General features: G+C 42.9%; 7 protein-coding genes and 1 tRNA gene. 1 reads left to right on the top strand and 7 read right to left on the bottom strand.

Annotated elements, in window-relative coordinates; genetic code table 11:
* The 7 genes from AN389_RS16190 to xerD all read right to left on the bottom strand — a co-directional run bounded on the left by AN389_RS16190 (position 1) and on the right by xerD (position 7,103).
* Positions 1 to 89, bottom strand: a tRNA-Ser gene (locus tag AN389_RS16190).
* Positions 90 to 217: 128 nt separating this feature from the next.
* The gene (locus AN389_RS16185) at positions 218 to 400 is read right to left on the bottom strand and encodes a hypothetical protein (RefSeq protein WP_024031585.1); all 183 of its coding nucleotides are present in this window, start codon (positions 398 to 400) and stop codon (positions 218 to 220) included.
* 384 nt (positions 401 to 784) lie between these two features.
* Positions 785 to 2,320, bottom strand: coding sequence for a lysine--tRNA ligase (lysS, locus tag AN389_RS16180; protein ID WP_055020250.1), 1,536 nt, complete (start codon positions 2,318 to 2,320; stop codon positions 785 to 787).
* Positions 2,321 to 2,346: 26 nt separating this feature from the next.
* Positions 2,347 to 3,445 (bottom strand): peptide chain release factor 2 gene (gene prfB / locus AN389_RS16175; protein WP_096041210.1). Its coding sequence is split into 2 segments (ribosomal slippage): positions 2,347 to 3,369 and positions 3,371 to 3,445, totalling 1,098 coding nucleotides; the frame shifts between segments, so codons are not numbered across the junction.
* Between the two features lie 144 nt (positions 3,446 to 3,589).
* Entirely contained in the window at positions 3,590 to 5,311 is a 1,722-nt protein-coding gene (gene recJ / locus AN389_RS16170; RefSeq protein ID WP_055020248.1) for a single-stranded-DNA-specific exonuclease RecJ, read from the bottom strand.
* 76 nt (positions 5,312 to 5,387) lie between these two features.
* Entirely contained in the window at positions 5,388 to 6,116 is a 729-nt protein-coding gene (gene dsbC, locus AN389_RS16165; RefSeq protein ID WP_055018583.1) for a bifunctional protein-disulfide isomerase/oxidoreductase DsbC, read from the bottom strand.
* A 60-nt stretch (positions 6,117 to 6,176) separates the two neighbouring features.
* Positions 6,177 to 7,103, bottom strand: a complete 927-nt coding sequence (gene xerD / locus AN389_RS16160) for a site-specific tyrosine recombinase XerD (RefSeq protein WP_055018582.1) — start codon at positions 7,101 to 7,103, stop codon at positions 6,177 to 6,179.
* 106 nt (positions 7,104 to 7,209) lie between these two features.
* Between xerD and fldB the strand changes: the two genes are divergently transcribed.
* On the top strand, positions 7,210 to 7,731 hold the full coding sequence (gene fldB / locus AN389_RS16155) for a flavodoxin FldB (RefSeq protein WP_055016345.1): 522 nt from the start codon (positions 7,210 to 7,212) through the stop codon (positions 7,729 to 7,731).
* Positions 7,732 to 7,742 lie beyond the last annotated feature (11 nt).

The raw sequence follows: 7,742 nt of genomic DNA, 5'->3' as shown, positions 1-7,742 counted from the left end.
GGAGAAGGAGGGATTCGAACCCTCGATAGAGCTACAAACTCTATACTCCCTTAGCAGGGGAGCTCCTTCGGCCACTCGGACACCTCTCCGTCTTGTGGGGCGTATAATAAAGATTTCAGAAAATATGTCAAACACTTTTATGTCAAAAATGACTATCTGGTTAGAGAACGCGCATAAGTAGGCATTAATTATATAATTGGTTTGAAAAGTATACGATTTAAATGTTTTTGTCTTGCGGGTTAACGCCCATTAAAGGCACTAAATCATCTTTTAGCTGCGCTAAATATTGCTCTTGGTAACCTAATTGCTGAAACTCTGCAATACAGGCTCTGTAATAGGCTTGTCGCTTTTGCTCTGTTGTATCGGTTTCTGGCGATTCTTCAACTCGGTTGTCTTTCATATTATATTCTAAGTCCATTTGAGAATTCATATTTAGCGTGCTATTTTGACCCAGCTCAAAATTTTGGCGTATTCTAGCTAAGTTTTTTACATAAATACAACATAATGTTTAAAAAACAGTCATAAATTACGTTGTAGCACCGTTATTAAGGATATTTAATACAGAGCTACAGTAAAGAACCCAATCTGAATTAACCATTAATAACTAGCTTTAAAATTTATTTTAGTACTAATTAATTAAAAAGCGAACAATCTTATCCTATCTTTCGTCTATTTTTATAGAGCAATTTACTCTCCAACTTTTTCTGCATTGGCGCTTATTTTTATACTCACACAAAAACGCCGCTAAAATTTAGCGGCGTTTTTACGTTTATTTTGTTAAAGCTTAGTCAGCTTGTGGGCGCATATGCGGGAACAAAATAACATCTTTAATGGTTGGTGAATCAGTAAATAACATGACTAAGCGGTCAATACCAATACCTTCACCGGCAGTAGGCGGTAAGCCGTACTCTAGTGCGCGTATGTAGTCTTCATCGTAGTGCATTGCTTCATCATCGCCGGCGTCTTTTTCTTCAACTTGGCGAGTAAAGCGCTCAGCTTGGTCTTGTGCATCGTTAAGCTCCGAGAAGCCATTTGCAAGCTCACGTCCACCCACAAAAAACTCAAAGCGGTCGGTAACAAATGGGTTTTCGTCGTTACGGCGCGCAAGTGGCGATACTTCCCACGGGTAGCCTGTAATAAATGTAGGTTGGATAAGCATGTGCTCAGCCGTCTCTTCAAATATTTCACATAAAAACTTACCTGGGCCCCATACACAATTTTCAGGAATTTTAACGTGCACTTGTTTAGCGTACGCTTTTAATTCTTCAAAGTGGTTTTCTGGGTCTTTAAATACCGCAGCATCAAACTCAGGGTTATATTTTAAGATAGCATCAGCCATGCTTAGGCGCTCAAACGGTTTGCCAAAGTCGTACTCTACTGAGTCGATAACGTCGCCGTTTTCATCTTTAGTTGTATTAACAACAATTGGGCTACCTAAAACGTTTGTTGCAACTGTACGTAGCATGTCTTCGGTGATGTTCATTAAATCGATGTAATCAGCATACGCTTGGTAAAATTCAATCATAGTGAATTCTGGGTTGTGGCGCGTTGATAACCCTTCGTTACGGAAGTTACGGTTAATTTCAAATACGCGGTCAAAACCACCTACCACTAAACGCTTAAGGTAAAGCTCAGGCGCTATACGTAAGTACATGTCTATATCAAGTGCGTTATGGTGAGTCACAAACGGACGCGCAGATGCACCACCAGGAATAACCTGTAGCATTGGCGTTTCTACTTCCATAAAGTCGCGTTCTGCTAAAAAGCGACGAATACCTTCAACTACTTGTGAGCGAATGCGGAATGTTTCGCGCGTTGCTTCGTTAGTAATTAAATCAACATAACGTTGACGGTACTTGGTTTCTTGATCTGATAAACCATGAAACTTCTCTGGTAATGGGCGTAGTGACTTAGTAAGTAGCTCGTACTCGGTCATTTCTACGTATAAATCGCCTTTACCTGATTTATTAAGCGCACCTTTAACACCAATAATATCGCCAATATCTAGTTGGCCATATTTTGCTTTTAAGTCTTTTTGTACATCTTTAGATGCGTAAGCTTGCACGCGGCCTTTCATGTCTTGAATGGCCATAAAAGGACCACGCTTAGCTAAAATACGGCCAGCAATTGATACAACGTGCTGAAGCTCTACTAATTCTTCTTTAGTCTTATCACCAAACTCAGCCTGTAAATCAGCCGTGTAATGTTCACGACGGAACTGATTAGGATGACCGTTGGCTGGGCAATTTTCGCGAATAGCGTCTAATTTGCCGCGACGCTCAGCGATTAACTTATTTTCGTCTTGGATTTGATCAGTCATTTTTTAGCTCTTTTTTAGCTTGGTGGTTATAGGCCAGATTTTAGGCTGGCTTCAATAAATTTGTCTAGGTTGCCGTCAAGTACCGATTGCGTATTACGGTTTTCAACGCCAGTTCGTAAATCTTTAATACGTGCATCATCAAGTACGTAAGAACGAATTTGGCTTCCCCAGCCAATATCCGATTTTGCGTCTTCTTGCGATTGCTTTTCAGCATTTTGCTGCTGAAGTTCAAGCTCAAATAATTTTGCTTTTAACTGCTTCATTGCTTGGGCTTTATTTTTGTGTTGCGAGCGCTCATTTTGACACTGTACAACCGTGTTGGTCGGTACGTGAGTAATACGTACTGCCGACTCGGTGGTATTAACGTGCTGACCACCCGCGCCCGATGCACGGTAAACGTCTATACGCAAGTCAGCCGGATTAATATCAATTTCAATATTGTCATCTACTTCTGGGTAAACAAACGCAGAGGCAAACGAGGTATGACGACGACCACTTGAGTCAAATGGGCTTTTACGTACTAAACGGTGTACCCCTGTTTCTGTGCGCAGCCAACCGTATGCGTATTCGCCCACAAAGCGTACTGTTGCACCTTTAATGCCGGCTACATCGCCGTCAGTTGCTTCTACTAGCTCAACTTTAAAGCCTTTAGCTTCGCCCCAGCGTAAATACATGCGTAATAACATGTTACACCAGTCTTGCGCTTCAGTACCGCCCGACCCCGACTGTAAATCAAGGTAAGCGTCGTTTGCATCGTGAGAGCCCGAAAACATACGACGAAACTCTAAACCCTCAAGCTGTTTATTTAAGCCTTCTAGTTCGGTTTGCGCTTCAACAAACGTGTCTTCGTCTTCTGCTTCTACTGCAAGCTCTAATAAACCTTCTACGTCGTCAGCACCGGCTACTAGGTTGTCGATTGTCTCAACAACGGCCTCTAAGGCTGATTTTTCACGGCCCAATGCTTGTGCGCGCTCAGGTTCATTCCATACGGCTGAATCTTCAAGTTCGGCGTTTACTTCTTCTAGGCGCTCTTGTTTATGAGCGTAGTCAAAGGTACCCCCGAAGCAGTTCAGTACGTTCGCGAATTTCCTTGATTTGATTAATCACAGGATTCACTTCAAACATGTACATTACTCCAAAATGGCTAGATTATTGCGCGCTAAAATTAGCACTAAACGCAATAAATTATCGTCAAATGATAAAAACGCCCGATTTTAACAAATAACCGCGCGCTTTATTAGCCTTTTATGCATGCATTGTGCATATTTTTTAATGCACTTTTTCAAGCTCTCTTACTATTAATTGCAAGCTAAACTTGCCTCTAAATTCGTTTATGTCGAGCTGATACGCCACTTTAACAAAACGGGCCTCGGTGTCGGGCCATGCTTTTACATCTATTCCAAATGCAATGGCGTCAACTAATCGCCCTGATTGGTGTTTAAGCACCAGCTTTAAGTGTTTTTCGCCGACTATACGCTGCTGAATAACTTCAAAGGTGTGCTCAAATACCGGCTCAGGAAATTGCTGCCCCCACGGGCCTGATTGCTTTAATAGTTGGGCAAAGTCCATTGTAAAGCACTCGCTTGGCAGCTCGCCATCGGTAAATACAATACAGCGTTTACTTTCTTCGCTCAGCTGCGCACTTACAGCAGCATCAAACGCGTTTTTAAAGTCATTAAAGTTTTGCTCATTAATACTTAGCCCTGCCGCCATGGCGTGGCCGCCAAATTTATTAATTAAGTGCGGGTCAGCGGTATTTAGCCCCTCGAGTAGGTCGCGCATGTGTAGCCCCTCAATAGAGCGGCACGAGCCTTTTATTTCACCGTTTTCGCCACCGGCAAAAATAACGGTTGGGCGGTGGTATTTTTCTTTTAAGCGACCCGCCAAAATACCAATAACACCTTGGTGCCAATCTTCTTGGTATAAACAAATGGCATCGGGAATGGTGTCGTCACTAAACGCGAGCCTATCAAGCACAGCTTGCGCCTCGGCTTGCATGCCCTGCTCTATTTCGCGCCGTGCATGGTTTAAGCTATCGAGCTCACCGGCAATACGCCTTGCTTGGTTTATATCGGTGCTTAATAGGCACGCTATGCCCAAACTCATGTCGTCTAATCGCCCTGCAGCATTTAAACGCGGCGCAAGCGAAAAACCAAAGTCACTGGCGCTTAATCGTGCGGCATTGCGATTAGCTACTTCAATAAGTGCCGTTATACCTGGGCGTGTTTTGCCGCTGCGAATACGCGCTAAACCTTGGTGTACCAAGGTGCGGTTGTTTGCATCAAGCGCAACGACATCGGCCACAGTACCTAGGGCAACTATATCAAGTAGGTCAGCCAAGTTTGGCATAGCGTGGTTTTCAAAGTAGCCTTGCTCACGTAGCGTGCTTCTAAGGGCTATAAGCAAGTAAAAGGCAACGCCTACACCGGCAATCGATTTTGAAGGAAAACTACAATCATGGCGGTTTGGGTTAACAATGGCATCGGCACTAGGGAGCTGTTCCCCTTGCAAGTGGTGATCAGTAACCAGTACTTTAATGCCCACTTTTTTTAATATGTCTATGCCTGCAATACACGAAATACCGTTATCTACCGTAATAACCAGCTCTGGTTTTATATCAACAATTTGCTCAGCAAGCGCTGGGCTTAAGCCATAACCTAAGCTAAACCTGTCTGGTACTAGGTAGTCTAAGTTGTTAAAGCCAAACATGGCTAAGCCTTGCATTAAGGTGGCAGTACTGGTTGCGCCATCGGCATCAAAGTCGCCAACAATTAAAATGCGACTTTGCGCATTCAGCGCATCAATTAATAGCTCGGTGGCTTTGTCGATGTCTTTAAACAGTTTAAAGTCGATTAGCGTGGCTGCACTATTATTTAGCTCGTGTGCATTTTGCACGTTACGCGTGGCATAAATTTGTTTAATAACAGGGTGCAGATCGCTTGGCAGATAAGAATCGTCTACATTTTCGCGCGCAATGATCAGTTTTTTCATGCTGAGGTTTACTTATAAATTCAAAATAAAAACAAAAAAAGGCCATTACGGCCTTTTAATAAACGCAAGCGCCTTATTAAGACGCTTTGTTTGCCTCAAGCGCTGCGCTTAATGCGGCTGCTGGCTGATAGCCTGGGATCATTGTACCATCTTCTAAAATAATGGCTGGCGTACCGCTAATACCAAAGCTTTGGCCTAGCTGGTAATGCTCAGCTACTGGTGCGCTACAACCGGCAACAACTGTTGTGTCTTCGCCCGATTTAGCTTCTGTTAGGGCTTCTTGTTGGTCGCGTGCACACCATACATTCATTAAATCGGCGTAACCCGAACCTTGCAGCCCTCCACGCGGAAACGCTAAATAACGAACAGTAATGCCTGCATCAAGCAAGTCGTCTAGTTCGCGATGTAATTTACGGCAATAGCCACAGCTAATATCTGTAAATACAGTAATTTGGTGTTTTTCGTTTGGCGCTTTATAAACAATCATTGAGTCTTCATATTCTTTAATGCCTTCAACACGTACACCATTTAGCGCTTGCTCGGTTAAGTTGCTACGGTTGTTTAGATCAATCAATGTGCCTTGCATTAAGAACTGGCCATCTGGGCTGGCGTAAAGTACACCTTTATTTGTAATAAGCTCTTTTAAACCAGCAACAGGGCTTGGATTTATTTGCTTAACGGTTACACCTAACGTGGCAAATTTAGTAACTATAGGATCATTAGCATCTGGCGTTGTGGCTTCGCCATTTGCAAATGCACTCATACTTGTGCACAACATTGCACTTGCTAACATTAATTTTTTCATAATTTTCTCTATCTAATAATACATACTAAATTGACCGCTAAGCTGATAATAAATTTCATATTAAGCGCGCGGATGATGCTCTGAGTGTACCGATTTTAATCGCTCATTGGCAACATGGGTATAAATTTGTGTGGTTGACAAATCACTGTGCCCTAACATCATCTGCACTACTCTTAAGTCGGCACCATGATTAAGTAAATGTGTTGCAAAGGCATGACGCAATGTATGCGGCGATAAATCTGACTCAATAGACGCCAAAATAGCATAGTGTTTAATACGATGCCAAAAGGTTTGTCGGGTCATACCTACACCGCGTTTTGACGGAAACACAAAATCGGTGGCATGTTTTATCATTTGCGCACGCCCCCTTTTTAAAAACTGCTCAAGCCAGTACATCGCCTCTTCACCTAAAGGTACTAAGCGCTCTTTGTTGCCTTTACCTTTTACAAACACAACCGACTGGCGCAAGTTAATTTGCTCCATACGCAGCCCTACAAGTTCGGTTACACGTAAGCCTGTTGCATAAAGTAACTCTAGCATGGCTTTATCGCGCAGCCCCATGGGCTCTTCAATATTTGGCGCACTTAATAATGCCTCTACTTCGGCTTCTGAGAGCGTTTTAGGTAACGATTGACCCGCTTTTGGTTGCGCAATGTTTTCAAGCGGTGAGCTTGTGATACGTTTTTCACGTACAAAATACTGATAAAACCGCTTTAACGCACTTATGCTGCGAGCCGTGCTACGTGGTTTTAACCCTAAATCTACGCGATACGCTAGATAGCTTTCTATATCTAAGCTGGTTACCGTCATTAAGCTTTCGCCTTTTAAAAACTGACAAAACTTATCTAGGTCACTGCGATACGCGCTAAGGGTGTTTTCGCTTACACCTTGCTCTAAGTACAAGCTATCTAAAAAGGTTTCTAAAAAGTCGCTATTGCTTGTTAGCTCAGTATTTGGTTCAGGTAAATCGTCAGGTAGCGTTGTCACGTTGTGATCTCATGTTGGTAATACCCACGGTAGAAGGTATCAATTAAAAATACCTTACGGTAAACTGCGCCCTATCATAACAGGCAATTACACAGTGATAAATACGATGCAGATTGGTTTATTTTTTGGCTCTACTACATGCTACACAGAGATGGCAGCAGAAAAAATTCGCGACCTTATTGGCGCCGATGTAGTGACCTTACACAATATTAAAGACGAACCACTAAAAAATGCAGAGCAGTACGACTTTATCATCTTTGGTATTTCAACATGGGATTTTGGAGAAATACAAGAAGACTGGGAGTCTAAGTGGGACGACATTAAAGATGTAAACCTAAATGGTAAAACCATTGCTTTATTTGGCATGGGCGACCAACAAGGTTACGGACAATGGTTTCAAGACGCCCTTGGTATGCTTCACGACGAAATAAATACCCAGTCGTTTACGCAACTTGGTTTTTGGCCAAACGATGAAAACTACGAGTTTGAAGCGTCAAAAGCACTTACCCCCGATGGCAAACACTTTGTTGGCCTAGCGCTAGATGAAGACAGCCAATACGAGCTAAGCGATGAGCGCATAGCCACTTGGGTTGAACAAATAATGACAGAGTATAGCGAAACGCTATAACAGGATTAAAA

Origin of the sequence: Pseudoalteromonas sp. P1-7a (assembly GCF_001401855.1) — a bacterium.
GTDB lineage: Bacteria > Pseudomonadota > Gammaproteobacteria > Enterobacterales > Alteromonadaceae > Pseudoalteromonas.
Note: the sequence above shows the minus strand (reverse complement) of the source record. Positions and strands in the feature narration are given on the sequence as shown.

Coding starts and splice junctions, on each gene's coding strand:
- AN389_RS16185 (WP_024031585.1), bottom strand. CDS start 400: ATGAAAGACAACCGAGTTGAAGAATCGCCAGAAACCGATACAACAGAG.
- lysS (WP_055020250.1), bottom strand. CDS start 2,320: ATGACTGATCAAATCCAAGACGAAAATAAGTTAATCGCTGAGCGTCGC.
- recJ (WP_055020248.1), bottom strand. CDS start 5,311: ATGAAAAAACTGATCATTGCGCGCGAAAATGTAGACGATTCTTATCTG.
- dsbC (WP_055018583.1), bottom strand. CDS start 6,116: ATGAAAAAATTAATGTTAGCAAGTGCAATGTTGTGCACAAGTATGAGT.
- fldB (WP_055016345.1), top strand. CDS start 7,210: ATGCAGATTGGTTTATTTTTTGGCTCTACTACATGCTACACAGAGATG.